Here is a 24,823-nt window from a genome sequence, read left to right as displayed (position 1 = left end):
TCTGGGCCTCGCCTCCCGGGCCCGTCGCCCACGGGGGCCCTGTCCAGGGACGAGAGAGGTCAGCCGCGGTCGGGCAGCAGCCGGGCCCGCAGCCGGTCGGCCCGCTCGAGACGCTCCTCACCGTGCTCGCGCCGCCGCGCCAGCACGGTGGCCATGACCTGCTCCGGGGGCGCGCCGGGGGGTGGCGCCGGCGCCACGTAGCCGAGCAGCGCGGCATACAGCTCACCCCCGGTCTGCGCGCGCGCCGAGGGCGTCAGGCTCGAGGACCGGGCCAGGAACTGGCGGGTGGCCACCACGAGGGCGTCCGGGACGACGCCGATGTCGGCCCCCTGCACCCAGGCGGCCAGCGCGGGGTCGGCCTGGGGCGGCTCGGGCAGCCGCAGCCGCACCCGGTCGTGCACGACGTACGTCCCGGCGAGGAAGTCCCCGAGCCGCTTGCCCTTCTCGTTGGTCATCGCCGTGATGAGGGCCACGCTGCCGAGCGTCATCCAGATCTCGAACGCACCGACCAGGGCGCGGATGACCGCGTGCCGCAGGCCGATGGGCCCGGTGTCGTCCCTGACGGTGCGCAGCCCCATGACCAGCTTGCCGAGGGTGCGGCCGTGGGTGAGGGTCTCCAGCGTGATCGGTATGCCTGCCATGGCCAGCACCGTCAGCACGATGACGAACACCTGACCGAGGGCGGCGTCCGCCTCGAAGAGGTCGCCCGGCACGAGCAGGACGAGGGCGACGACCCCTGCCGCGACCACGAGCAGGTCGATGAGGCCGGAGAGCATGCGCGTCGGCAGCGCGGCGGCGGGCAGCTCGACCTCGACCGCCTCGCTGGTGACGAAGCGCTGCGCCTCGAAGATGCCCCGGCTCGCCATACGCCGCACTCTAGTCCGCGCGCACCGGCGGATGACCTACGGTGGGCGGGTGGATCTCGATGCCCTGGTGGGGCGCCGGCGGGCGGCGTGGGAGCGGCTGGACCACCTCGCGCGGCAGCGCCGGCTCGACGGCGAGCAGGCGGACGAGCTGCTCGACGGCTACCAGCGCGCGGCCACCGACCTGTCGCTGGTGCGCTCGAGCGCGCCGGACGCCGGCGTGGTGACCCACCTGTCGACGCTGGTGGCGCGGGCCCGGGCGCGCGCGGCCCGGGTGCGGACGGCGAGCTGGTCGGGGATCGGTCGGTTCTTCGTCGAGGACTTCCCGGCCGCGCTCTACCGGTTGCGCTGGTGGTGGGGGATCACCGCTCTCGCGAACGTCGTGGTGGGGCTCGTGCTCGGCTGGTGGCTGGTGCAGAACCCGGTGGTGGAGCAGTCCCTGCTCTCCCCGGAGGAGGTGACCGAGCTCGTCAACGTCAGCTTCGAGTCCTACTACTCCGAGAACGCCGCGAGCAGCTTCTCCACCCTCGTCTGGGTCAACAACGCCTGGGTCGCGGCCCGGTGCATCGGTATGGGCGTTCTCGGCCTGCCGGTCATCTGGCTGCTGTGGCAGAACATCGCCAACGTCGCGGTGATCGGCTCGCTCATGCACCGGCACGGCCGTGGGGACGTCTTCTGGGGACTCATCGCGCCGCACGGGTTGCTCGAGCTCATGGCGATCTTCGTCGCGGCCGGGGTGGGGCTGCGGCTCTTCTGGGCCTGGGTGGCTCCCGGCCGGCGGACCCGGCTGGCCAACCTGGCCGCCGAGGGCAGGACGGCTGCCGGGGTCGCGATCGGCCTGGTCTTCGTGCTGCTGGTCTCCGGTCTCATCGAGGGGTTCGTCACGCCCTCGCCGCTGCCGACGTGGGCGCGGGTGGGGATCGGTGCCCTGGCGCTCGGCCTGTTCTTCGCCTACGTCTTCACCCTGGGTCGGTGGGCGGTCCGCCGCGGCGTCAGCGGGGACGTCGGCGAGGACCTCCAGGCCGCCACTGCGCCGACGGCCGGCTGAGCCGCCCGACACGCCCGTCGCCACCGGCTCATCCACGCACGTGCGCGGATGAGCCGTTCCGGACGGGCGGGTCGACGGCACACCGCGCCCCCCGACCGGCGTCGCCCCCCGGGGACGGACGAGGACGCTAGAGCAGGCCCTGGGCCTTGAGGGCGAGGTAGTGGTCCGCCAGGGCCAGCGGAAGCTGCTCCGGCGGCTCGTCGAGGACGGTCACCCCCAGCTGGGCCAGGGCCGTGGCGGTGCGGTGCCGCAGGGCCTCGGTGCGCTCGGCCGCGGCGGCCGCGTAGGCCCCGGCGACGTCGTCCGCACCCCGCTGCAGGTCGTGCAGGGCCGGGTCGGCGACCGAGGCCACGACGACCCGGTGGTGCGCGGTGAGCGAGGGCAGGACGGGCAGCAGCCCCTCCTCGAGCGCCGCGGGCTCCAGCGGGGTGAGGAGTACCACGAGGGCGCGGCGGCGGGTCAGCGTCGTCACGGCTCCGGCCAGCATGGGCCAGTCCGCCTCCAGCAGCGCGGGCTCCAGGGGCGCCATGGCCGTCACCAGCTGGTGCAGGAGCCCGGACCGGCCGGCGGTGGTGCCCGAGCCCACGCGGGCACGGACGGCCCGGTCGCCGGCCACCAGGTCGACGCGGTCGCCGGCCCGGGACGCGAGTGCGGCCAGCAGCAGGGCTGCGTCCATCGCGGCGTCCAGCCGTGGCTCGTCCCCGACCCGGGCGGCACTGGTGCGGGCGGTGTCGAGCACGAGGATGACCCGGCGGTCGCGCTCCGGCTGCCAGGTGCGCACCACCACGTGCTGGCGGCGCGCCGTGGCCCGCCAGTCGATGGACCGGACGTCGTCGCCCTCGACGTAGTCGCGCAGGGAGTCGAACTCGGTGCCCTGCCCACGGGTCCGCACCGCGGAGCGCCCGTCGAGCTGGCGCAGCTGGGCTAGCTTGGCTGGGAGGTGCCGCCGGGACCGGAACGGTGGCAGCGACCGCACGGCACCGGGCACGAGCACGGTGCCCTGGCGCCCCGCGAGCCCCAGCGGGCCGTGGGTGCGCACGGTGACACCGACGGCCGGTCGGTCGCCCCGTCGGGTCGGCCGGAGGCTCGTGGCCACCCGGCGTCGCTCGCCGGGGGGCAGGTCCAGCGGATGACGCGTCGGCTCCTGCGCCCCCGCCGAGGGCACCCAGGCGTCCCGCAGCAGGCCGCGGACCCGACGGCGCCCGCGGTTGGTGACCAGCAGCGTCGTCGTGGTCTCCTCCTGCAGCCGGACCTGCGCCACCGGCGGGCGGTGCAGCTCCAGCGAGGTCGGCCGGGGCGCCGCGACGGCGTCCACGACGACGAGCGTGGCGACGAGCGCGAGCCACCCGGCGGCGAGCGGCCCGGACGCGGCCGGCCACAGGAGGACCGGGAGCAGCCCGAGCAGGGCCATCGCCACGACGGGTCCACGGACGATCATCGCGCGGGGCGGCTCAGCGGGGGACCGGGACGCTGGACAGCACGGACTCCAGCACCGAGTCGCCGGTCACACCCTCGAGCTCGGCCTCGGGGCGCAGGGCCACGCGGTGCCCGAGCGTCGCCCGGGCGAGCGCCTTCACGTCGTCCGGCGTGACGAAGCCACGGCCGGACAGCCAGGCCCACGCCCGCGCCGTGCTCAGCAGGGCCGTCGCGCCGCGGGGGCTGACGCCGAGCTGGAGGGAGGGAGCCTCGCGGGTCGCGCGGGCGAGGTCGACGACATACCCCACGACCTCGGGGGAGACCTGCACGCCGCGGACCGCGGCGGAGGCGGCCTGCAGGTCGTGCGGGGAGGCGACGGCCCGCACCCCGGCGGCGCCGAGGTCGCGGGGGTCGAAGCCGGAGGCGTGCCGCTCGAGCACCTGCACCTCGTCCTCGCGCGGGGGCAGCGGGAGGGTGACCTTCATGAGGAACCGGTCGAGCTGGGCCTCGGGCAGCGGGTAGGTGCCCTCGTACTCCACCGGGTTCTGGGTCGCGGCGACGAGGAAGGGGGAGGGCAGCGCCCGGGACGTGCCGTCCACGGTCACCTGCCGCTCCTCCATGGCCTCGAGCAGCGAGGACTGCGTCTTGGGCGGGGTGCGGTTGATCTCGTCGGCGAGCAGCAGGTTCGTGAAGACCGGGCCGGGGCGGAACGTGAACTCGCCGCGGCCGCTGTCGTAGATCATCGAGCCGGTGACGTCGCCGGGCATGAGGTCGGGGGTGAACTGCACCCGCTTGGTGTCGATCGACAGCGCGGTCGCCAGGGTGCGGACGAGCAGCGTCTTGGCGACGCCGGGCACCCCCTCGAGCAGGATGTGCCCACGGGCCAGCAGCGCCACGATGAGCCCGGAGACGGCCTGGTCCTGGCCCACGACGGCCTTGGCGACCTCGGTCCGGACGGCCTGCAGGGCCTCCCGCGCGGCCTCGGCGTCGGGGGGCGTCGCCGGTCGGTCGGGGTTCTCCCGGCCCGGGGGTGGCTGCTCGGTCATCGTGTCCTCTCGGCCGTGCTGGTGCTGGTTCCGGGGCGCTGCGCGGCGGGTGCGGAGCCCCCCTGGTCAGGGTAGTCGGCGGGGTAGCCCGGCTCGGTGGCGACTGGGCCGCCCGGGCGACGCAGCTCGTCCTCCAGCGCGTGGATCTCGCGCACCAGCACGAGCAGCCCCGCGTCGTCGTGCGCGGCCCCCGGGTCCAGCAGCAGGTGGCGGACCTGGTCCAGCGGGCGCCCGCTCACCCTGCCGACCACCTCGGCGAGGCGGTCGGCCCCGGTGGTGGTCGGCAGCCCCAGCAGCGGGGCGAGCCGTCGTCGGGCCCCGGACTGGACCGCGCGGGCGGCGTGCCGGCTGTCGTGGGCCTGGTGGTAGAGCCGCGCCCGGCTCACGGTGGTCTCGGTCGAGCGGACGACGGCGGGCAGGGGCTCGGTCACGACGGCGCCCAGGCGGCGGCCCCGCCAGAGGGCGAGGGCGAGCACCCCACCCCCGACGACCCACAGCGCCGGCGTGAGGCTCCGGGGGAGCACGTCCCACAGCGAGCCGCCCGCCTCCAGCCCCAGGTCGGAGGGTTGCGGCTGCACCCAGACGAGGCGGTCGCTGCCGCCCAGCAGCCGCAGCGCCACCGCGGCGTTGGCTCCCTCGGTGATGCGGGCGTTGGTCCACGTCGGGCCGATGCCGGCCAGCACGGTGCGCGGACGCGACCCGTCCTGCTCCAGCACGAGCACGGCCCCCTCACGGGCCCCGCCCAGGTTGTGCCCCGCACCCGGGGGGAAGCACGCCGTGGTCGCGGGCCGGTCCTGCGACCCGGCGGCCAGCAGGACGTCCCAGCCCACGAGCTGGTCCCCCTCCCGCGCGAACGGCGCGGAGCAGTCGGCGGCCACCGGTATGCCCGCCCCCCACGACTCCTCGACGTCCAGCCCGAGCGAGGCGCCCACCTCGCCGGTGCCGTCGGCGAGCACCACGAGCTGGTCCACGTCCGCGAGGCCGGCCACGAGGTCCGGACCCGTCTCGGGGCCGAGGTAGCGGGTGTGCGGGAGCAGGAGGGTGGTCTCCGGGCCGAGCGAGGACGGGTCGAGGCCCGCGGTGCCCGCGACGAGCTCGACGTCCACCCCCTCCTGGCGCAGCACCTCGGCCAGCGCCTGGGCGCCGTCGGGGCCGTTGTTGGCCGGGCTGAGCGGCTCGCCGGAGCGAGGCGTGCTGAGGAGGGCGGCCACCACGGCCACGACCAGGACGAGCAGCACCCAGGGCGCCCACCGGCGCACGGCCCTCACGAGGGGACCGCCAGCGGAGGGCGCCGCTCACCGGGCAGCTCGGGGCGGGCCGCGTCGAGCGTCGCGTCGAGGTCGACGACCGCCCGGGCCTGGTCGGTGTCGACCCGGTGGCCCCCGTAGCGGACGGCGTCGAAGGTGTCCCCGGCGCGCCGCAGCTGCTCGGCGTGGCGGGCGAAGACGTGTCCCAGCTCGACCGCGACCTCGTGCGCGGTGCGGCCGGGACGGTCCTCCAGCAGGGTGCGCTCGGTCGCGCCGGCCGCGATGGCCCGGTAGGCCTCCAGCACGGCCTCGTCGGCCCGCCCTGCCTGCAGGGCCGCGCGTGCGGCGCGGCGGTAGTCCGCCGCGGACCGGCGTCGGCCGTCCAGCACGGCCCCCGTCCGCCCCGCGGGGGCCAGCCGTCCCGTCCGCCACCGGTCCCGCGTGACGAAGAGCGCGACGGCGAGCACGGCGACGCCGACCGCGGCCAGGACGACCCAGGTCGTCCACGGGGGGAGGGGGCCCAGGGCCGCCGGGTCCGGCAGGCGGTCGGTGACCCACCGCCAGAGGCGGAGCCACCAGGGCTCCTCGAGCCGGTAGTCGCCGGACTCCAGCTCCTCCTGGAGCCACCGACGCGCCTCGTCGCGGTCCGGGTCCACCGCCCCCTGGGCGGGAGCCGCGAGGTGCGGGGTGCGCAGGGCGGGCACGGGCATACCTGGGCCGGCCGGACTCAGCGGGACCGGGTCGCGGCGCGCTCCTGGGCGGCCCCGACGAGCGAGACGTCCAGACCCTCGCGCCGGATCCGCTGGTCGAGGTAGAGCAGGGCGGTCACCCCGGCGGTGAACGGGATGGTGAGCGCCCCGACCACGAGCTGCAGCGCGTGGTCGGTGAGGACGGTGACCGGGCTCAGGGGGGAGGTGACCACCTCCGGGCCGACCAGCGCGGAGACCACGGCCACGACGGGCAGCTGGACGATCGCGGCCAGGATGCCTGTGACGATCCCGGCGAGCACGGTGATGCCGACGACGCGCCAGCCCTGGGCGCCCTTGGTGAGGGTCCAGGCGCGGACGATCCCGCGCCACGGACCCACGCGTTCCAGCACGACCGGAGCGGGGGCGAGGCTGAGCCGGCAGCCCGCCCAGACCAGGCCCACCACGAAGGCGACCGACAGGAGCACGACCAGGAGGATGGCCAGGCCCGACTCGCCCAGACCGACCACCAGGCCGACGACCGCGGCGACCAGGGCGACGAGGGCCGCCGTGAAGAGGACGAGCAGCAGCAGCACGGTGCCGACGAGGGCGAGCAGGCGCCCGCGCACCGCGGCCCAGGTCGAGGCCAGGCTGGCCCGGTCGCCCAGGACGGCCTCGCCGACGACGTGCACGATCATCCCGGTGAGGGCGATCGAGGCCAGCGAGCTGAGGAGACCTCCCACGAGGAGCAGGATGAGCTCGGCCCCCAGCTGGTCCACCGAGGAGACCGAGCGGGTCGCGAGCAGGGTCAGCAGGAGCGAGGGGACGAGCACGACGGAGAGCACGAGGAGGCCCATCCCGATCGTCGCCTCGGGGTTGCGCCGCATCGTCTGCAGCGACCCGCCGAACATGTCGCCGAGGGTCAGCGGACGCAGGGGTACGACGCCGGGCCGGTGCAGACGGGTGAGCTGCTCGGGCGGCAGCTGCTGCCAGCGCGTCGGCCCGGGGCCGTCCTGCCGCGGCGCGCTCCCGCCGGGCGGCTGCTGCCACTGCGGTGACCCACCCACGGACTGTCCCGGCGGGGCCTGCGGGATGGGCGGGGGAGCCGACGACGGCTCGCCGCGCCCGGTGTCTCCGGGCGGCGGCCCGAAGGGTGGCTGGGTCATCCCCCTGCTCCTCGATAGATCGACGACGTGCGCGGGCCCGACGACGCGGTCAGCCCCCGGGCGAGCAGCTGTGCCTCTCGCGCGGTCATGGCGCGCGCGCCCAGCTCCTCCTGGGCGGCCACGATACCCGGCTCGGCCCGTCGCAGGACGTGGCCGCGCCGCCAGAGGGTCAGCGGCGGCTTGCGACGTTCGGCCAGGTCACGGGCCAGGCGGCGGCCGAAGGTGACCCAGGGCCGGTTGCGGATGCACCAGGCGTCCGCCAGCAGCCCGCGCGAGCGCAGGCCGGCCGTGGTGTGGGCGGCGAAGATGCCCTCCGCCACGACGACGGCGTGCCGCCCCCGGCTCACCTCGTGGGTCCCGCTCACGGCCGAGCGGCTGATGTCGTAGACCGGCATCTGGGCCGTGCCGGCCCGGCACAGCTGCTCGAGCGCTCCCAGCGCGGCGTCGAGGTCCCACGAGTCGACGTGGTCCCAGTCGGGCAGCCCCAGGGGGCTCATCGGCAGGTCCGGGTCGGTGCCCTCGCGGTAGAAGTCGTCCAGCTGCACCACCGGCCAGCCGTGGGTCGAGTGCAGGTGCGCGGCGAGCCTGGACTTGCCGGCCCCGCTGGGGCCGGCGAGCACGAGGACACGGGCGGGGGCGGGGGCCGGGTCCATGGGGGGACAGTCTAGGTCGCGGTCCCGGGAGCCGCCGCCGGGGACCTGCGCTCAGAGCAGCACGGCGAGCAACGCCAGGAGGACCGCGAGGGCCAGCACCGCGAGCGCGGGCCGGGCGGGCGTGCTCGTCACCCCGGTGGCCGCCTGCTCGAGCTGGCCGCCGTCGAGCCGCCAGCGGTGCAGCGCCCGCTGGACCTCGTCGGCGACGGTCTGGGCGGTGGTGCCCCCGTCGCCACGCCGACGGGTCGTGCCGGCGTAGTCGTCCAGCCGGGTCGGGCGGGTCCGCTCCCGCTTCGCCGGCACCGCCCAGGCGCTGTGCCGCCGGCCCTCGGTGTCGTGCAGCTCCAGCGCCCACTGGTGGGTGACCTCGTCGACCGCCGCGAACGGCACCGCGGTGTCCCGCACGACGTTGACCAGGAGCACGCCGTCCGCGTGCAGCACCGCGCGCGGACGCAGGAAGAGCACCCACGCGGCCGCGGCGACGCCCACCACGAGCGCGACGGCGCCCAACGCGCCGTCCCGGTGGCCGGAGAGCACGTCCCAGACGGTGAGGGCCGCGAGGATGCCCGCGCAGCCCACCATCACCCAGCCCAGCACCCGGGCGGGCAGGGCCCGGTAGGTGCCCAGGACCTCACCGCGCAGGGTCGCGTCCGCCGCTGCCATGGGTGCTCCTTCCTCTCCCTCCGGACCACGGGTGGCCCGGGTCGGCTCAGACCTCGGTCAGCTGCTGCATACTCTCGCGCACCCTGTGCAGCCTGCGCCCGGCCTCCTCGCGGGCCGGCGCGAGGCCCGCCGGGTCCTCGACCCCGACGACCGCCTCGAGATAGACCTTGAGCTTGGGCTCGGTGCCGCTGGGCCGCACGACGACCCGGGTGTCATCGGAGAGCAGGAGGCGCAGACCGTCGGTCGGGGGGAGCCCGTCGACCCCGTCGGCGAGGTCGTCGAGGCGTTCGACGGGGACCCCGCCCAGCTCGGCCGGGGGCTGCTCGCGCAGCCGCGCCATCACCGGCGGGATCTGCGCGAGGTCGCTGACCCGCACCGAGAAGGCGTCGGTCTGGTGGACGCCGTGGCGCACGGCCAGCTCGTCCAGGAGGTCGGTGAGGGTCCGTCCCTGGGCCTTCAGCGTCGCCGCCAGCTCGGCGGCCAGGAGAGCGGCCGTTACGCCGTCCTTGTCCGGGACCGAGGCCGGGTCGACGCAGTAGCCGAGGGCCTCCTCGTAGCCGTAGGCGAGCCCGGGCACGCGACCGATCCACTTGAAGCCGGTGAGCGTCTCGGCCGGCTCCAGCCCGGCCGCCTGCGCCATCGCGCCCAGCAGGCGCGAGGAGACGATGGAACGGGCCAGGACGCGGCGCTCGCCCCCGACCCGACCGCGGTCGATGACGTGCTGCCCGAGCAGGGCGCCCACCTCGTCGCCGCGCAGCATCCGCCACCCGTCCTCGTCCTCGACGGCGAGGGCGCACCGGTCGGCGTCCGGGTCGTTGGCGATCACCAGGTCGGGACGGACCTGAGCGGCCAGCTCGAGAGCGGCGTCGATGGCGCCGGGCTCCTCGGGGTTGGGGAAGGGGACCGTGGGGAAGCCGGGGTCGGGCTCGGACTGGCTCGGGACCGGTGCCGGCGGCGCGAAGCCCGCCCGCTCGAAGGCCCGACGGACGACCTCGGACCCCACGCCGTGCAGGGCGGTGTGGACGATGGACAGGTCCCGCGGGCTGCCGGGGTCGAGCACCGCGACCGCGCGGTCGAGGTAGGCCTCGAGCACCTCCTCGTCCAGCGTCTGCCAGCCGTCGTCCGCCAGCGGGACCCCGGCGACGCTCTCGACCGCGGCGATCTGCGCGGCGATCTCGGCGTCCGCGGGCGGGACGATCTGGGAGCCGTCGCCGAGGTAGACCTTGTAGCCGTTGTCCTGCGGCGGGTTGTGGCTGGCGGTGACCATGACCCCGGCGTCGGCGCCCAGGTGCCGGATGGCGAACGCCAGCACCGGCGTCGGCAACGGGTGCGGAAGCACCATGGCCCGGCCCCCGGCCGCGGTGACGACGGCCGCGGTGTCGCGGGCGAAGACGTCGGAGTTGCGCCGGGCGTCGAAGCCGATGACGACCGCCGGCCCCGGGGTGGCGTCGCCGGCCGCCTCGAGCTGTGCCCGCAGGTATGCCGTCAGCCCGGCGGCCGTGCGGATGACCACCGCGCGGTTCATCCGGTTCGGGCCGGCGCCGAGCTCGCCGCGCAGCCCGGCGGTGCCGAACTCCAGGAAGGCGGAGAAGCGGTCGGCCAGGTCGGCGCGCGCCTCGTCGTCACCTGCCTCGACGGCCTGAAGGACGGCGTCGAGCTCGGCCCGGGTCGCGGGGTCGGGGTCGTCGTCCAGCCAGGACCTGGCGGTGGTCACCAGGTCGTCGGTCTCGCTCATGCTCACTCCTCGCGAAGCGGTGGATGGGGTTGCGGTGGTGTCGGTGCTGCCTGGTGCGGTCCGGCCGCGCGTGCGGTCGGTCAGATGCGCTCGACGATGCGGGCCAGCAGCTCGCCGCAGCGCTGGGCCGCGGCGGTCCCGGCGTCGATGACCTCCTGGTGGTCCAGCGGCGCCTCGCTGATCCCGGCCGCCGCATTGGTGACGAGGGAGACGCCGAGCACCTCGAGGCCTGCCTGTCGGGCCGCGATCGCCTCCAGGGCGGTCGACATACCGACGAGGTCGCCGCCCAGCACCTTGGCCATCTGGACCTCGGCCGGCGTCTCGTAGTGGGGTCCGGGGAACTGCACGTAGACGCCCTCGTCCAGGTCCGGGTCGACCTCGCGGGCGAGGTCGCGCAGCCGGGTGGAGTAGAGGTCGGTGAGGTCCACGAAGTTCGCACCCTCGATGGGCGAGGTGGCCGTGAGGTTGAGGTGGTCCTTGATGAGCACCGGGGTGCCGGGCGCCCACTCGGGGCGCAGCCCGCCGCAGCCGTTGGTGAGCACGATGGTGGAGCACCCGGCGGCGGCGGCGGTGCGCACCGCGTGCACCACCGAGCGGACCCCCTTGCCCTCGTAGAAGTGGGTGCGCGTGCCGTAGACGAGGGCGCGGCGGCCGCTGCTCAGCGGGATGGACCGCATCGTGCCCGAGTGCCCGGCCACGGCGGCGGCGGCGAAACCGGGCACGTCGGCGTGGTCGACCTCGGCGTCGGCGCGGCCCAGCGCGTCCGCCGCCGGCTTCCACCCGCTGCCCAGCACCAGGGCGATGTCGTGCCGGTCCGCGCCGGTCCGGCGGGCGATGACGTCAGCCGCGGCCGCCGCCACCTCCAGGGGGTCGGTGGCCGGGTCGTCGAGGTCGGGAGGAGCACCAGTAGTCATCGGGTCAGGGTAGCGATGGTTTGATGGGCACGTGAGTGCCGCCAACAAGTCCGTCGTCGTCATCGGGGGAGGTCCCGGTGGCTACGAGGCCGCCCTGGCCGCCGCCCAGCTCGGCTCGGAGGTCACGGTGGTCGAGCGCTCCGGGCTGGGGGGTGCCGCGGTGCTCACCGACTGCGTCCCCAGCAAGGCCCTCATCGCCACCGCCGACTTCATGGACCGCTTCAGCGCGGCCAAGCGCATCGGCGTCCACTTCGACGGGGCCCAGGTGCCCGGTGACCAGGGCGTGACCGCCCACATCACCGACGTCAACAGCCGGATCATGGACCTCGCCCGGGCGCAGAGCAGGGACATCGGGGAGCGTCTGGAGTCCGCGGGCGTCGAGGTCATCCAGGGCGCCGGGAGCCTGCTGGGCGCGGGCCGGGTGCAGGTGCTCGAGGGCGTCGACGACGTGCTGTCGGGGGAGGAGCCGGCCCCGCACGACGAGGACTGCGACCACGAGCACACCCGCCGGGAGCTGGAGGCCGACGTCATCCTCGTCTCGACCGGGGCGCGTCCGCGGGTGCTCGAGTCGGCGCAGCCGGACGGAGAGCGGATCCTCACCTGGCAGCAGATCTGGAACCTCGCCGAGCTGCCCGAGCACCTCGTCGTCATCGGCTCCGGCGTCACCGGCGCCGAGCTGGCCCACGCCTACCTCGGGCTCGGGTGCCGGGTGACCCTCATCTCCTCGCGGGACCGGGTGCTGCCGGGCGAGGACGCCGACGCCGCCAACGTCGTCGAGGAGGTCTTCCGCCGCCGCGGGATGACGGTGCTCAACCGCTCGCGCGCCGGGGCCGTCCGCCGCGAGGGCGAGGGGGTCGTCGTCACCCTGGAGGACGGCCGTGAGGTGGAGGGCAGCCACGCGCTGCTGGCCGTCGGCTCGATCCCCAACACCACGGACATGGGGCTGGAAGAGGCCGGGGTGCGGCTGAGCCGCTCGGGGCACGTCGAGGTCGACCGGGTCTCCCGCACCAGCGCCGCCGGGGTGTATGCCGCGGGCGACTGCACGGGCGTCTTCCCGCTCGCCTCCATCGCCGCCATGCAGGGCCGGATCGCGGTCGCGCACTCCCTCGGCGACGCGGTCGCGCCGCTGTCCCTGGGCAAGGTCAGCTCCAACATCTTCACCGACCCCGAGATCGCCACGGTCGGGGTGAGCCAGGCCGACGTCGACGAGGGCCGGGTCGACGCGCGCGCGGTCATGCTGCCGCTGACCAAGAACCCGCGCGCCAAGATGCAGAACCTCCAGGACGGCTTCGTCAAGCTCTTCGCCCGCAGCGGCAGCGCGACCATCGTCGGGGGTGTCGTCGTGGCGCCCCGCGCCAGCGAGCTGATCTTCCCCATCGCGCTGGCCGTCGCGAACCGCCTCAACGTCGACCAGTTCTCGGCGACCTTCACGGTCTACCCCTCGATGAGCGGCTCGTTGTCCGAGGCCGCCCGCCAGCTGCACGAGATCGCCGACTGACCCACCCTCATACGACCGGGCGCCGCGAATGGTTGCCCTGAGGGCGACCGGGCGCCGCGAATGGTTGGTGTCGGCCACTGACGGCAACCATTCACGACGCTCGGTGGTATGAGGTGCGCCCGGTGGTATGAGATGTGCCCGGTCGGGTTGTCGGGAGGGCGGCCGTCGGGGCGGGCCCGGTCAGGTCGGGAAGGGGTCAGTCGGTGAGCTCGCAGATGACGGCACCGGTCGTGACGGTGTCGCCGACGGCGGCCGACAGGCCGCTGACCGTGCCGGCCTTGTGCGCCTTGATGGGCTGCTCCATCTTCATCGCCTCGAGCACCACGACGACGTCGCCCTCGGCCAGGGACTGGCCGTCCTCGACGGCGATCTTGACGATGGTCCCCTGCATGGGGGCCGTCACGGCGTCGCCGGACACGGCCGCGCCGCCGCCTCCGCCACGCGAGCGCTTGGGGGCCTTCTTGCGGCCGCCGGCCGCCGCGCCGCCCCCGCCACCACCGAGGGCGAGCCCGGCGGGGAGGGACACCTCGAGGCGCTGGCCACCGACCTCGACGACCACGGTCTGACGCTCGGTCTCCTCCGGGGCGTCCGCGGTCGGGCCGGAGTATGCCTCGATCTGGTTGTCGAAGTCGGTCTCGATCCAGCGCGTGTGCACGGTGAAGGGCGCCTCGGGGTCTTCCGGGGCGAAGGCAGGGTCGGAGACCACGGCGCGGTGGAAGGCGAGCACGGTCGGCATACCCTCCAGCTCGAACTCCGCGAGCGCCCGGCGTGAGCGCTCCAGGGCCTGCTGGCGGGTGCGCCCGGTGACGATGAGCTTGGCCAGCATCGAGTCGAACGCGCCCGCCACGGTGTCGCCCTCGACGACGCCGGAGTCGAGGCGCACCCCTGGGCCCGAGGGCGGGCGGAAGACCGTGGCCGTGCCCGGCGCCGGGAGGAACTCGCGGCCGGCGTCCTCGGCGTTGAGCCGGAACTCAAAGGAGTGCGCCACCGGCTCCGGGTCGTCGTAGCCCAGCTCCTCGCCGTCGGCGATCCGGAACTGCTCGCGGACGAGGTCGACCCCGGTGACCTCCTCGGTCACCGGGTGCTCGACCTGCAGGCGGGTGTTGACCTCGAGGAAGGAGATGTCGCCCTCGGGCCCGACGAGGAACTCGCAGGTGCCGGCACCGACGTAGCCCGCCCTCTGCAGGATCGCCTTGCTGGCCCGCACCAGCTCCGCGTGCTGCTCCTCGGTGAGGAACGGCGCCGGGGCCTCCTCGACGAGCTTCTGGTTGCGCCGCTGCAACGAGCAGTCCCGCGTCGAGACGACCACGACGTTGCCGTGCTGGTCGGCCAGGCACTGGGTCTCGACGTGCCGGGGCCGGTCGAGGAAGCGCTCGACGAAGCACTCGCCGCGCCCGAAGGCGGTGACCGCCTCCCGGACCGCGGAGTCGAAGAGGTCGGGGATCTCCTCCATCGTGCGGGCCACCTTGAGCCCGCGGCCGCCGCCGCCGTACGCCGCCTTGATGGCGACCGGCAGCCCGTGCTCCTCGGCGAAGGCCACGACCTCCTCGGGACCGGCGACGGGGTCGGTGGTGCCGGGGACGAGCGGTGCCTCGGCCTCCAGCGCGATGTGCCGGGCCTTGACCTTGTCACCGAGCGCGTCGATGGCCTCGGGGGAGGGGCCGATCCAGGTGAGCCCGGCGTCCATGACGGCCTGGGCGAAGGAGGCGTTCTCGGCGAGGAAGCCGTAGCCCGGGTGCACCGCGTCCGCCCCGGCCTGGCGGGCGACGTCCAGCAGCTTGTCCTGCACCAGGTAGGACTCGCCGGGGGTCGTGCCGCCCAGGGAGTACGCCTCGTCGGCGACCTTGACGTGCAGCGCGTCGCGGTCGGGGTCGGCGTAGACCGCGACGGAGCCCAGGCCTGCGTCGCTGCAGGCACGGGCGATGCGCACGGCGATCTCGCCCCGGTTGGCAATGAGGACCTTGCTGATCGGCATGGGGGTCACCCTAGCCGGAGAGGTATGCCGCTCGCGGCCAGGCGGCACGGCCCGGTCGCGGCCCCCGGCGGGAGGCCCGGGAGGGTCACGACAGGCGCGCGACGTCCTCTGCGCAGCGCTGCTCCAGCTCGTCGAGCTCGCGCAGGCTGTCCTCGATGTCGCGACGCCGGCGCTCGAGGTCCGCGCGTCGGTCGCCGATCTGCGACAGCAGGTAGCGCAGCTGGCCGACCTCGCCGGGCTGGTCGTCGTACATGTCGAGGATCGTGGCGATCTCCTCGAGGGAGAAGCCGAGCCGGCGGCCCCGCAGGATGAGCGCGAGGCGGGTCCGCTCGCGACGGTGGTAGATCCGGCGCTGCCCCTCGCGGTCCGGGGCCAGCAGCCCGAGGTGCTCGTAGTGCCGCAGCGCCCGGTGGGTGACGTCGTAGTCGTCGGCCATCTGCGCGATGGTCCACGTCGTCGTGGTGTCGGTCACGGTGCTTGTCCTAACGTCAAGGTCGTCGCGACCATCCTGCTTGACCTTGGCGTCAACGTCAAGCAGGATGGTGAGGACGTCGGCGGGAGTCCCCGTCGCCACCGTCGAGGCGAGCAAGGATGCGGACACCGATGTTCGAACTGACCGAGGACCACGAGGAGTTCCGCGGCCTGGTCCGCGAGTTCGCCGAGGGTGAGATCGCCCCCCACGTCGAGCAGTGGGACAAGGACTCGACCTTCCCGGAGGACCTCATCCCCCAGATGGGCGAGCTCGGCCTGTTCGGCCTCAACGCCCCCGAGGAGTTCGGCGGCGCGGGCACCGAGCACGGCGGCTTCACCTACACCTGCCTGGCGATCGAGGAGCTGGGCCGGATCGACCAGTCGATCGGCATCACCCTGTCGGCCGGCGTCGGCCTGGGCATCAACCCGATCCTGTCCTTCGGCACCCAGGAGCAGAAGGAGACCTACCTCCCGGACCTGCTGGCCGGTCGCGCGCTGGCCGGCTTCGGCCTCACCGAACCGGACGCCGGCTCCGACGCCGGGGCCAGCCGCACCAAGGCGCGGCTCGAGGACGGCCACTGGGTCGTCGACGGGGCGAAGGCCTTCATCACCAACTCGGGGACCGCCCTGACGTCGGTCGTCACGGTCACCGCCAAGACCGGCGAGACCGCGGACGGGCGACCCGAGATCAGCGCCATCATGGTCCCCGCGGGCACCGACGGCTTCGTCGTGGAGCCGGCCTACCGCAAGCTCGGCTGGCACATCTCCGACACGCACGGGCTCACCTTCGAGGGGTGCCGGGTGCCGGAGGACAACCTGCTCGGAGAGCGCGGCCAGGGTTTCCGGCAGTTCCTCAAGACGCTGGACGACGGCCGCGTCGCGATCTCGGCGCTCGCCGTCGGCTGCGCCCAGCGGATGCTCGAGGAGTGCACGGCCTACAGCCAGCAGCGGCAGGCCTTCGGGCGGCCGATCGCGGTCAACCAGGGCGTCTCGTTCCAGATCTCCGACCTGGCCGTCATGGTCGAGGCGGCCCGGCTGCTGACCTACAAGGCCGCATGGCTCAAGGACGAGCAGGAGGCCGGGCGGCGCGGGGTGGCCGAGGTCAAGCAGGCCGCCGCCATCGCCAAGCTCTACTCCACCGAGGCCGCGGTGAGCGCCACCCGCATCGCCACCCAGGTCTTCGGCGGCAACGGCTTCATGGAGGAGTACCCCGTCGCCCGCTTCTACCGCGACGCCAAGATCCTGGAGATCGGCGAGGGCACCTCGGAGGTCCAGCGCATGGTCATCGCCCGCGGTCTGGGCCTGCCCGCCCGCTGAGCCAGGACCCCCTCGCCGGACGCCAGCACAGAAGAGGACGGACGTTGATGAGCAGCAGCGAGGCCGACACCCCCGGCGACCCCCGGGTCGCCGACCTCCGCGACCGGCTGGGCACGGCATACCGTGCCTCGGCGGAGCCGAGCGAGCGGGCCCGCGCCAAGCTGGACTCCCAGAACAAGCTCTACGTCAGGGAGCGCATCGCCCTGCTCTTCGACGAGGGCACCTTCGTCGAGGACGGCCGGTATGCCCACGCGACCGCGGGGACGCTCCCGGCGGACGGCGTCGTCACCGGTCGGGGTGAGGTGGACGGGCGGGCGGCGATCGTCGTCGCGAACGACCCCACGGTCAAGGCCGGGTCGTGGGGAGCGCGCACCGTCGAGAAGATCATCCGGGCGACCGAGGCGGCGCTGCGCGAGGAGCTGCCGATCTTCTGGTTCGTCGACTCAGCCGGCGCCCGCATCACCGACCAGGTCGACCTCTTCCCCGGCCGGCGCGGCGCGGGGCGGATCTTCCACAACCAGGTCGCGCTCTCCGGGAAGGTGCCGCAGATCTGCTGCCTCTTCGGGCCGAGCGCGGCCGGCGGCGCCTACATCCCGAGCTTCACCGACCTCATCATCATGGTCGAGGGCAACGCCTCGATGTACCTCGGCAGCCCCCGGATGGCCGAGATGGTCGTGGGGGAGAAGGTCTCGCTGGAGGAGATGGGCGGCGCGCGCATGCACTGCACCGTCTCCGGGGTCGGGGACCTGCTCGCCGCCGACGACACCGAGGCGATCGAGCTCGCCCGGCACTTCTTCTCCTACCTGCCCGAGTCGTGGCGCGCCCCCGTCCCCGCCTACGAGGCCGAGGAGCCTGCGCGGCCGTTGCAGCGGCATACCGTGCCGGAGTCGGAGTCCGTGCCCTTCGACGTCCACGACGTCATCGACGGGCTCGTCGACGACGACAGCTTCTTCGAGGTCAAGCCGCTGTTCGCCGCCGAGCTCGTGGTGGGGCTCGGGCGGGTCGACGGCCAGACCGTGGGCATCCTCGCCAACAACTCGGCGGTCAAGGGCGGCGTGCTGTTCACCGACTCGGCCGACAAGGCCGCGCGCTTCATCTGGTTATGCGACGCCTACGGCATCCCGCTGCTCTACCTCGCCGACGTGCCCGGCTTCATGATCGGCTCGGAGGTCGAGCGCGGCGGGATCATCCGGCACGGCGCCAAGATGGTCTCGGCGGTGTCCGAGGCGACGGTGCCGCAGCTGTGCATCGTGCTGCGCAAGGCCTACGGCGCCGGGCTCTACGCCATGGGCGGGCCCGGGTTCGGTCCCGAGGCGACCATCGCGCTGCCCACCGCCCGGATCGCGGTCATGGGGCCGGAGGCCGCCGTCAACGCGGTCTACGCCAACAAGATCGCCGAGATCGCGGACCCGCAGGAGCGGCAGGACTTCATCGAGGCCCGCCGCGCCGAGTACCTCGAGGACGTCGACCTGGAGCGGCTCGCCTCCGACCTCGTCATCGACGCCATCACCGAGCCCGAGGACCTGCGCGCCGAGGTCGTGCACCGGCTCCGGTATGCCGCGCGCCGGGACCGGCACTTCTCCACCCGTCACCGCAGCATCCCCCCGGTCTGATGGCTCGGCGGGGTGCGCTTCCCCTCGTGCTGGCTCTGGCAGGGGCGGCCGGCGTCGTCGTCGGCCTGGTCGCGCTCCTCAACCGCCCGGTGTCCTTCGGGTGGTTCGGTGACCTGGAGATCGAGCCCTACCAGGTCTTCTCCTGGGCCGACGTCATGGGGCCGATCGCCATATGCCTCGGTGCTGCGTTGCTCGCCGTCGGCAGCTATCTCCTGGGTCGCCGTTCCTCGGGGAGATGAGGCATGCGCGGTGCCCGGCACCGCTCACCCTTCGGGTCGGGTCAGGGTCCTGACTTCCTCGCGCTGCCGTTCACGTGACTGATGGGTAGCCTCGATGGCGTCCAGCATTCCCGACGAGGAAGTCGAAGGAACGTATGTCTGTTGAGAGCTGGAACGAAGCACGACTCATTCCGACCTCAGGAATCTCCGGCGCGGAGGAACAGGAAAGGCGAGCCACCTCCGCGCTGCTGGCGGTCATGGGGGCGGTCCCGGACTTCTCCCGTGGACTGCTGAAGTCCGTAGGAGCGCCGGCGGGGACGGTGTCCACCTATATCGAGGCGCCCTTCCAGATGGGTGACAAGAAGTGGTACCCGGACGGGCTGATCCGAGTCACGAGGGGAAAGACATCGTGGACCGCCCTGGTGGAGGTGAAGACAGGACGCAACCAGCTCGGGGCGGACCAGCTCGACCGCTACCTGGATATCTGCCGGAGCTATGGTTTTGACACACTCATCACCATCAGCAACGAGATCCCGGTGGCCTGGGGCGAGCATCCGACGAAGATCGACCGGCGCAAGCTGCGGAAGGTCGACATCCACCACTGGTCTTGGACCTACCTCCTGTCCACCGCGGTCGTGCAGAAGGAGCATCGCGGTGTCTCGGATCCGGAGCAGGCCTGGATCCTGGGCGAGCTGATCAGGTATCTCGAGCATCCGCGTTCGGGCGCCCTGGAGTTCGACGACATGGGTGGGGACTGGGTCGGCATCCGCCAAGCCGTGAAGGCCGGCACGCTTCGTCCGGCAGACAAGGGTGGCCCGGAGATCGTGGCGAAGTTCGATGCCCTCCTCCGCTATGTCAGTCTCCGGCTCGGGCGACAGTTGGGGGCTGACGTCATCCATGTGCGGTCGCGTCGTGAGCAGCCCAATCCTGCTGTCCGGGCACAGGACCTCTTGGACCGTCTGGTGGACGAGGGAAAGCTGCGCGGAGCGGTCCGCATTCCAGACACGGTGTCGCCCCTCTCCATCACCGCCGATCTCAGGTCCGGGGTCGTGGAGTGCTCGGTGGATCTGCCGGCGCCTCAGGAAGGTCGAAGCAAGACCCGGGTCAACTGGTTGATCAGACAGTTGAAGGATGCCCCGGACGACCTTCGCGTCGAGGCCTTCTTCGTGAGCTCCAGGGGACCAGGTACGGCTGAGCTCCTGGCATCGGCGCGCGAGAGCCCTGAGCTCCTGGCAGGAGATTCCAAGCGGGAGATCAAGAGCTTCCGCATCACCCACTCCGTGTCGTTGGGCACGAAGAGGGGTCGGGGTCAGGGAGCCTTCATCGACAGCGTCGTGGACGGGGTCGACCTGTTCTACGGCGCCGTGGTGCAGCATCTCAAGCCGTGGTCGGCCAAGCCGCCGCGGCTGCGGGACCCGGAGGTCGACCGGGTGGCGCCACCCGAGTTGTCCTCCTCCGCGCTCTCGTCCCAGGATGATGACGACGACCCAGGGGTCGGTCAGGACTGACGGCCCGGCCGAGACGGGACGGGCAGAAGACACCACGTACTAGGTGGACGTCCGCCAGGGCGGGCACCTGCGCATCACGTCTCTCGCGGTAGGCGTCGGGACCGAGGTGACCGTGCGGCATACCTCCACCGAGCACGCCGGCGCCTACGAGCAGGGCTGGAACGACGTGCTCGACCGGCTGCCGGGGCACCTGAGGACCTGAGGCGCTGGACGGAGTCCACGGCCCCGCCCGGGGTGTCGACTAGCATGACCGGCATGCCGCTGACGTCCCTGCTCCCCGCGTCGTGGCAGCAGTCCTGGCGCAAGCGCGAGGTGCTGGACACCTACGTGTTCCCCGTCCAGGGACCGGGGCCGGCGCCCGAGCCGTCCCGGACCCTGGAGGACGCCACCGAGGCCGTGCTGGACCAGATGCGGCGCGACTACCCCGACGACCTCAACGAGCGCAAGCACCGGATGCTCGTGGAGCGGTTGCAGCACCCCGCCGACCGCACCCTCGTCATCCGCGACGAGCACGGTGAGCCGTGCGGCTACTGCCACCTCACCTACGGCGACACCGAGAACGCCCGGATCCACCTGCGGCTGCGGGTCTCCGCGCGCGAGGCGTACTTCTGGGACGACCACGTCTTCGTCGCCCACCGGCGACGCGGCCTGCACGCCTTCTCCATCGCCCGGCGGCTGGAGATCCTCGCCGAGGAGGGCAAGGTGCGGGGGGTGACGATGATCTCCCGCAAGAACAAGGCGTCCCGCGCCTCGTATGCCGTGTTCGGAGCCCGGCGCACCCGCCAGCACGTCTTCCTCAAGGACCGCGGACGCACGCTCACCTTCCCGACCTGGGTGGAGATCCCCGCCCGATGATCGAGACGTCGATCTGCCGGACCACCGAGGACCTGGCCGCGCTGCGCGAGGAGTGGGAGGCGCTGGAGCGGCCGGGGGAGTCCTACTACACGAGCCACCGCTTCGTCTCCGCCTGGTGGGCCAGCTACCGGCACGCCCCGGGCTACCGGTTGCACGTGGTGCTGGTGCGTCAGGAGGGCCAGCTCGTCGGGGTGGGGCCGTTCGCCTTCCGTCCCGAGAAGCGGGAGGGGGAGCCGGTGACGGTCCTGCGCTGGGCGTCCCACGGCGACTACCTGTCCGTGCTCCACGCCGACGGTCCGTCGGTGGCCAGCCCGCAGACGATCTCGGGCCACGTCTTCGCCGAGCTGGACCGCGTCGTGGACGACGGCGAGGCGCAGGTCGTGCAGCTGACCGGCATACCGTCGGAGTCGGCGTTCGCGTGGCACGTCCGCACCTCCCAGGTCCACCACCGGCGGCTCGCCTTCCTCATCGAGAACCCCTGGATCGACCTGCGCGGACCCTGGTCCGCGCCGTCGCACACCGGCAAGTACCTCCGCAAGCTGCGCCGCGAGCACGACGTGCACCTGCACACCTTCACCGCCGACGAGCACGGCATCCTCGACCGGATCGCCGAGGTGCACCGCGCGGAGAAGAACCACCTCATCGAGACCCACGCCCGCTCCGAGCGGCACTCGCTCTACGACGACGACCGGCGGACCGAGCACATCCGTCAGGTGTTCACCACGACCGACGACGCGCTGACCTTCGCGTTCCTCGACGGCGAGGACCCGGCGACCGGTCGCGTGCTGGCCTACCGCACCGTCTTCCGCGACGGCCGCCGGCTGCTGTCCTGGAACAGCGCCTACCTGCCCGAGTTCGAGCGCTACCGGATGGGCAAGGTGCTCCAGCTGGCGATCCTCGAGCACGTGACCGAGCACGACCTGGCCGACGAGTTCGACCTGGGCGCGGGGAAGTACCCGTGGAAGTTCGAGTGGACCCCGCACCAGCGACCCACCTACCGCTACCTGCTCAAGCCACCCCGGCCCCCGGCCGCGAAGCCGGCGCCGGTGGCGACGACCTCCGCCGCGACCCGGGCCGTGACGCCGGCCCCGGCAGCGGGGACGGCGCGCCCGCCTTCGCCCTCACCCTCGCCGTCGCCGGCGTCGTCGTCGTCCCTAGCGCCCGCCGACGACGGGCAGCCGCCGTGGCGACGGACCGTGCGCCGAGGCGTCCGAGCCGCCATCGCGCGCATGCCCGAGCCCGCGGCGCAGCAGGCCAAGCGGGTCGCGCGCACCCGACGGCTGACCCGGGCGGTGACGGTCTGGTACGTCCCCCACCCGGACGACGAGTCGATCTTCATGGGCGGGGCCATCGCCTCCGAGCCGGACCGGCGGCACGTGATCGTGCTGCTCACCCCGGGGGAGGGGTCGCAGGCCATCCACAGCCTGCGGCGACGGCTGGGCCGGGAGATCGGGCTCGACGAGTTCGTCGCGGCACGCGACCGCGAGTTCACCGCCGCGGTCGCCCGGCTCGGGGTCGACCGTCGCGACGTGCACCGGGTGGGGCTGCCCGACGGCGGCATCACCGAGGACTCCGTCCTGGCCGTCATCCGCCGGCACGCCCGACGTCGACCCGGAGCGGCGCACCGGACGATGAGCTACCTCGACCCGCACCCCGACCACGCGACGGCCGGCCGCGCGCTGCGGCGGGCCCACCGGCTCGGGCTGGTCGGTGACGCGAAGTTCTTCCTCCCCGTCCCGCAGGTCCTCGACGAGCGGGCCGAGCGCGTCGTGCTGGACGAGCGGGCCCGGGCGGTCAAGAAGGCCGCCCTCGCGGAGTACCGCCTCTTCGAGCCGGAGCAGGGCCGGTATGCCATCGGCCGGCGCAGCGTCAGTGAGCTCGTCACCTACCACCACCGCACCCCGGAGGAGCGGGTGCACGGACCCGAGCTGGACTGAGGGCACCGCCCGCCCGCGTGCGGTGGGCGCACGGCCGCCGGCTCAGCGCAGGTGCTGGTCCCACCAGGTGAGGATGTGCTCGAAGCGCTGCTGACGGTGCCGCGGCTGCCCGCTGCGGGTCAGCTCGTGGCCCTCGCCGGGGAAGACGAGCAGCTGGGTGTGCACGCCGTTGCGGCGCAGCCGGGCGAAGAGCCGTTGCCCCTGCTCGAGCGGGCAGCGGAAGTCGCGCTCGGAGTGGATGATGAGCGTCGGCGTGGTGATGCTGTCGGCCCAGGTCAGCGGCGACTGCTCGTGCTGGCGGGCGCCGGCGTACTCGTCGGCGAAGAACCACCCGATGTCGCTCGTGCCGGCGAAGGAGTCCCACGCATTGACCGCGCGCTCGCTGATGGCGGCGGTGAACCGGTCGGAGTGACCGATGAGCCACGTCGTCATGAGGCCGCCGTAGGACCCGCCCTGCACCCCGACGCGCGAGGCGTCGAGCCCGGGGAGGGTCAGCGCGTGGTCGAGGAGTGCGGTGAGGTCGGCGACGTCGACCGTGCCGATCGCCTCCTTGACCGACCGCCCGTGCTCGGCGCCGTAGCCGGAGCCGCCGCGCGGGTTGCCCATGACCACGGCATACCCCGCCCCGGCGAGGACCTGCGCCTCGTCGAAGAGGTTGCCGGAGTACTGCGTGTAGGGACCGCCGTGGATCATGAGGACCACCGGGTGGCCCACCTTGCGACGCGGCCGGGAGGTGGGGCGGAAGAGCCAGCCGTGCACCGGGTAGCCGTCGTTCGCCGACGCCGACAGCTCCTCCGGCTCGATCGGGGCGGCCGCATCCCTGAGGTGGCGACCGAAGTCCGTGCGCCGGGTGAGCGTCTCGCCGAGCCGGCCGACGAACAGCTCGGAGTATGACGTGCGCGTGCCGGCGACGGCGACCACCAGGTCGCCCCCGGTCGCCAGCGCGGACACCGACACGTGTCCGTCGAGCAGGACGTCCCCCGAGCCGACCTGGCGGACCACGGTGTCCCCGCGGTGCTCGAAGGCCCCCACGACGCTGCCGTCCGCGGTGATGACCGGGGCGCAGGCGAGGTGGTCGGCCTCGGCGTCGGTCAGGGCGACGCCGGGACCGTCGAGCCGCCGTAGCACGGCGTTGCGGGCGACGAAGTCCTGCCGCGAGCTGCCCAGGTCGTTCGCGCCGTAGACCGCGGTGCCGTCGGTGCCCACCGTCACGCTGGCGACGCTGCCGGTGCCGTCGGTGTGCCGACGAAAGCCCTTGCCGCGCAGGTCCACCGAGCAGACGTCACGGACCAGGGTGTCCGGGACCCAGGCGCCCCGTCGGTCCCGCGAGGCGAGGAAGGCGATCCGGGTGCCGCCGTGCATGAACCGTGGCTCGGTGTCGTCGCCCCCGCCCTGGGTGAGCCGGGTGCTGGTGGGGACCTCGTCGGCGTCGGCCGCGTCCCCGTCGGGGAGGTCGGTGAGGTCCAGCACGAAGATGGAGCTGGGCCGGTCCAGCACGTAGCCCAGGCCGTCGGCGAGGTAGGTGCTGTGGCTGATGAGGCGCGGGGCCTCCTGGTCAGGCTTGATGTCGTCGTCTGTGCCGTAGCGGCCGTCCTCGGGGACCCGCGCGGCATACGCCAGGTGGGTGCTCTCCGGCGACCAGTCGAAGCTGCTCACGCCGAGCTTCTGCTCGGTGAGGACGCGGGCGTCACCCCCGTCCGCGCGCATGACGTGCAGCTGGGCCGGCCCGTCCTCGCCGGCGCGCAGGAACGCCAGCATGCGGCCGTCGGGGGAGTAGCGGGGGGCGGAGTCGCGGGTGCTGCTCGTCAGGCGGACCGGCTCGGCGCCCTCCTGGGTCACGTCGAGGCGCCACAGGCTGGAGCGGTAGCGGTTGTCCTCGGTGTCCGGCCTGCTGACGGCGACGACGACGTCGCCACCGTCCGGCCGCACGGTGGGGGAGGACAGGGTGCGGATCGCGGTCAGGTCTGAGGGCTTCACGTCCTCGACCTTACGAC

22 protein-coding genes are annotated in these 24,823 nt (G+C 73.6%); 9 read left to right on the top strand and 13 right to left on the bottom strand.

The features are described 5' to 3' along the window. Positions 1–59: 59 nt before the first annotated feature. A complete protein-coding gene (locus Q0967_RS11940) occupies positions 60–866 on the bottom strand; it encodes an RDD family protein (protein ID WP_298750502.1) in 807 nt (268 codons plus the stop codon). 49 nt (positions 867–915) lie between these two features. Between Q0967_RS11940 and Q0967_RS11935 the strand changes: the two genes are divergently transcribed. Beyond that, positions 916–1,911: a stage II sporulation protein M gene (locus Q0967_RS11935; RefSeq protein ID WP_298750500.1), complete on the top strand. Its 996-nt coding sequence runs from the start codon at positions 916–918 to the stop codon at positions 1,909–1,911. Between the two features lie 127 nt (positions 1,912–2,038). On the opposite strand, the gene Q0967_RS11930 is transcribed toward Q0967_RS11935, so the two are convergent. The 9 genes from Q0967_RS11930 to Q0967_RS11890 form a co-directional block, all read right to left on the bottom strand. Next, on the bottom strand, positions 2,039–3,349 hold the full coding sequence (locus tag Q0967_RS11930; RefSeq protein ID WP_298750498.1) for a DUF58 domain-containing protein: 1,311 nt from the start codon (positions 3,347–3,349) through the stop codon (positions 2,039–2,041). Positions 3,350–3,362: 13 nt separating this feature from the next. Then, the gene (locus Q0967_RS11925) at positions 3,363–4,373 is read right to left on the bottom strand and encodes a MoxR family ATPase (protein ID WP_298750496.1); all 1,011 of its coding nucleotides are present in this window, start codon (positions 4,371–4,373) and stop codon (positions 3,363–3,365) included. Beyond that, positions 4,370–5,641: a DUF4350 domain-containing protein gene (locus tag Q0967_RS11920; RefSeq protein WP_298750493.1), complete on the bottom strand. Its 1,272-nt coding sequence runs from the start codon at positions 5,639–5,641 to the stop codon at positions 4,370–4,372. Before Q0967_RS11920 ends, Q0967_RS11925 begins: the two co-directional genes overlap by 4 nt. Then, the gene (locus tag Q0967_RS11915) at positions 5,638–6,324 is read right to left on the bottom strand and encodes a DUF4129 domain-containing protein (RefSeq protein ID WP_298750491.1); all 687 of its coding nucleotides are present in this window, start codon (positions 6,322–6,324) and stop codon (positions 5,638–5,640) included. Before Q0967_RS11915 ends, Q0967_RS11920 begins: the two co-directional genes overlap by 4 nt. Positions 6,325–6,347: 23 nt before the next feature. After that, positions 6,348–7,472 carry a hypothetical protein gene (locus Q0967_RS11910; RefSeq protein WP_298750489.1) on the bottom strand — a complete coding sequence of 375 codons (1,125 nt, stop codon included), beginning with the start codon at positions 7,470–7,472 and terminating at the stop codon, positions 6,348–6,350. Further along, complete coding sequence (locus Q0967_RS11905) at positions 7,469–8,125, bottom strand: uridine kinase (protein ID WP_298750487.1); 657 nt, start codon at positions 8,123–8,125, stop codon at positions 7,469–7,471. The genes Q0967_RS11910 and Q0967_RS11905 overlap by 4 nt, the downstream gene beginning before the upstream one ends. Before the next feature lie 51 nt (positions 8,126–8,176). Beyond that, positions 8,177–8,788, bottom strand: coding sequence for a hypothetical protein (locus tag Q0967_RS11900; RefSeq protein WP_298750485.1), 612 nt, complete (start codon positions 8,786–8,788; stop codon positions 8,177–8,179). Between the two features lie 46 nt (positions 8,789–8,834). Beyond that, positions 8,835–10,523, bottom strand: a complete 1,689-nt coding sequence (locus Q0967_RS11895) for a phospho-sugar mutase (RefSeq protein ID WP_298750483.1) — start codon at positions 10,521–10,523, stop codon at positions 8,835–8,837. Positions 10,524–10,603: 80 nt separating this feature from the next. Next, the gene (locus tag Q0967_RS11890; RefSeq protein ID WP_298750482.1) at positions 10,604–11,437 is read right to left on the bottom strand and encodes a purine-nucleoside phosphorylase; all 834 of its coding nucleotides are present in this window, start codon (positions 11,435–11,437) and stop codon (positions 10,604–10,606) included. 31 nt (positions 11,438–11,468) lie between these two features. On the opposite strand from Q0967_RS11890, the gene Q0967_RS11885 reads away from it, so the two are divergent. Further along, positions 11,469–12,935 carry an NAD(P)H-quinone dehydrogenase gene (locus tag Q0967_RS11885; protein ID WP_299450266.1) on the top strand — a complete coding sequence of 489 codons (1,467 nt, stop codon included), beginning with the start codon at positions 11,469–11,471 and terminating at the stop codon, positions 12,933–12,935. Positions 12,936–13,131: 196 nt separating this feature from the next. On the opposite strand, the gene Q0967_RS11880 is transcribed toward Q0967_RS11885, so the two are convergent. Both Q0967_RS11880 and Q0967_RS11875 read right to left on the bottom strand, forming a co-directional pair. Next, a complete protein-coding gene (locus tag Q0967_RS11880; protein ID WP_298750477.1) occupies positions 13,132–14,910 on the bottom strand; it encodes a biotin carboxylase N-terminal domain-containing protein in 1,779 nt (592 codons plus the stop codon). 85 nt (positions 14,911–14,995) lie between these two features. Then, positions 14,996–15,382: a MerR family DNA-binding transcriptional regulator gene (locus Q0967_RS11875; RefSeq protein ID WP_083518565.1), complete on the bottom strand. Its 387-nt coding sequence runs from the start codon at positions 15,380–15,382 to the stop codon at positions 14,996–14,998. Between the two features lie 131 nt (positions 15,383–15,513). On the opposite strand from Q0967_RS11875, the gene Q0967_RS11870 reads away from it, so the two are divergent. From Q0967_RS11870 to Q0967_RS11840, 7 genes are all read left to right on the top strand, one after another. Continuing rightward, the gene (locus Q0967_RS11870; protein WP_298750470.1) at positions 15,514–16,698 is read left to right on the top strand and encodes an acyl-CoA dehydrogenase family protein; all 1,185 of its coding nucleotides are present in this window, start codon (positions 15,514–15,516) and stop codon (positions 16,696–16,698) included. A gap of 47 nt (positions 16,699–16,745) precedes the next feature. Beyond that, positions 16,746–18,311 carry an acyl-CoA carboxylase subunit beta gene (locus tag Q0967_RS11865; RefSeq protein WP_298750467.1) on the top strand — a complete coding sequence of 522 codons (1,566 nt, stop codon included), beginning with the start codon at positions 16,746–16,748 and terminating at the stop codon, positions 18,309–18,311. Positions 18,312–18,337: 26 nt separating this feature from the next. Beyond that, a complete protein-coding gene (locus Q0967_RS11860) occupies positions 18,338–18,550 on the top strand; it encodes a hypothetical protein (protein ID WP_298750465.1) in 213 nt (70 codons plus the stop codon). Between the two features lie 134 nt (positions 18,551–18,684). Continuing rightward, positions 18,685–20,037: a hypothetical protein gene (locus Q0967_RS11855; RefSeq protein WP_298750463.1), complete on the top strand. Its 1,353-nt coding sequence runs from the start codon at positions 18,685–18,687 to the stop codon at positions 20,035–20,037. Positions 20,038–20,080: 43 nt separating this feature from the next. Continuing rightward, positions 20,081–20,239, top strand: coding sequence for a hypothetical protein (locus Q0967_RS11850; protein WP_298750460.1), 159 nt, complete (start codon positions 20,081–20,083; stop codon positions 20,237–20,239). Between the two features lie 53 nt (positions 20,240–20,292). Then, positions 20,293–20,892, top strand: a complete 600-nt coding sequence (locus Q0967_RS11845; RefSeq protein ID WP_298750458.1) for a hypothetical protein — start codon at positions 20,293–20,295, stop codon at positions 20,890–20,892. Further along, positions 20,889–22,829, top strand: a complete 1,941-nt coding sequence (locus tag Q0967_RS11840) for a GNAT family N-acetyltransferase (RefSeq protein WP_298750456.1) — start codon at positions 20,889–20,891, stop codon at positions 22,827–22,829. The genes Q0967_RS11845 and Q0967_RS11840 overlap by 4 nt, the downstream gene beginning before the upstream one ends. A 42-nt stretch (positions 22,830–22,871) precedes the next feature. Here Q0967_RS11840 and Q0967_RS11835 read toward each other — a convergent pair whose 3' ends face one another. After that, the gene (locus tag Q0967_RS11835) at positions 22,872–24,806 is read right to left on the bottom strand and encodes a S9 family peptidase (RefSeq protein ID WP_298750455.1); all 1,935 of its coding nucleotides are present in this window, start codon (positions 24,804–24,806) and stop codon (positions 22,872–22,874) included. Between the last annotated feature and the right edge of the window lie 17 nt (positions 24,807–24,823).

This window comes from uncultured Serinicoccus sp. (assembly GCF_947500995.1).
In the GTDB taxonomy this organism is placed as follows: domain Bacteria; phylum Actinomycetota; class Actinomycetes; order Actinomycetales; family Dermatophilaceae; genus Ornithinicoccus.
Note: the sequence above shows the minus strand (reverse complement) of the source record. Positions and strands in the feature narration are given on the sequence as shown.

Bases quoted from the DNA above. Each gene is read 5' to 3' on its own strand.
- Q0967_RS11940 (WP_298750502.1), bottom strand. From the start codon at position 866: ATGGCGAGCCGGGGCATCTTCGAGGCGCAGCGCTTCGTCACCAGCGAG.
- Q0967_RS11865 (WP_298750467.1), top strand. From the start codon at position 16,746: ATGAGCAGCAGCGAGGCCGACACCCCCGGCGACCCCCGGGTCGCCGAC.
- Q0967_RS11895 (WP_298750483.1), bottom strand. From the start codon at position 10,523: ATGAGCGAGACCGACGACCTGGTGACCACCGCCAGGTCCTGGCTGGAC.
- Q0967_RS11905 (WP_298750487.1), bottom strand. From the start codon at position 8,125: ATGGACCCGGCCCCCGCCCCCGCCCGTGTCCTCGTGCTCGCCGGCCCC.
- Q0967_RS11890 (WP_298750482.1), bottom strand. From the start codon at position 11,437: ATGACTACTGGTGCTCCTCCCGACCTCGACGACCCGGCCACCGACCCC.
- Q0967_RS11925 (WP_298750496.1), bottom strand. From the start codon at position 4,373: ATGACCGAGCAGCCACCCCCGGGCCGGGAGAACCCCGACCGACCGGCG.
- Q0967_RS11910 (WP_298750489.1), bottom strand. From the start codon at position 7,472: ATGACCCAGCCACCCTTCGGGCCGCCGCCCGGAGACACCGGGCGCGGC.
- Q0967_RS11845 (WP_298750458.1), top strand. From the start codon at position 20,293: ATGCCGCTGACGTCCCTGCTCCCCGCGTCGTGGCAGCAGTCCTGGCGC.
- Q0967_RS11870 (WP_298750470.1), top strand. From the start codon at position 15,514: ATGTTCGAACTGACCGAGGACCACGAGGAGTTCCGCGGCCTGGTCCGC.
- Q0967_RS11840 (WP_298750456.1), top strand. From the start codon at position 20,889: ATGATCGAGACGTCGATCTGCCGGACCACCGAGGACCTGGCCGCGCTG.
- Q0967_RS11930 (WP_298750498.1), bottom strand. From the start codon at position 3,349: ATGATCGTCCGTGGACCCGTCGTGGCGATGGCCCTGCTCGGGCTGCTC.
- Q0967_RS11880 (WP_298750477.1), bottom strand. From the start codon at position 14,910: ATGCCGATCAGCAAGGTCCTCATTGCCAACCGGGGCGAGATCGCCGTG.
- Q0967_RS11900 (WP_298750485.1), bottom strand. From the start codon at position 8,788: ATGGCAGCGGCGGACGCGACCCTGCGCGGTGAGGTCCTGGGCACCTAC.
- Q0967_RS11855 (WP_298750463.1), top strand. From the start codon at position 18,685: ATGTCTGTTGAGAGCTGGAACGAAGCACGACTCATTCCGACCTCAGGA.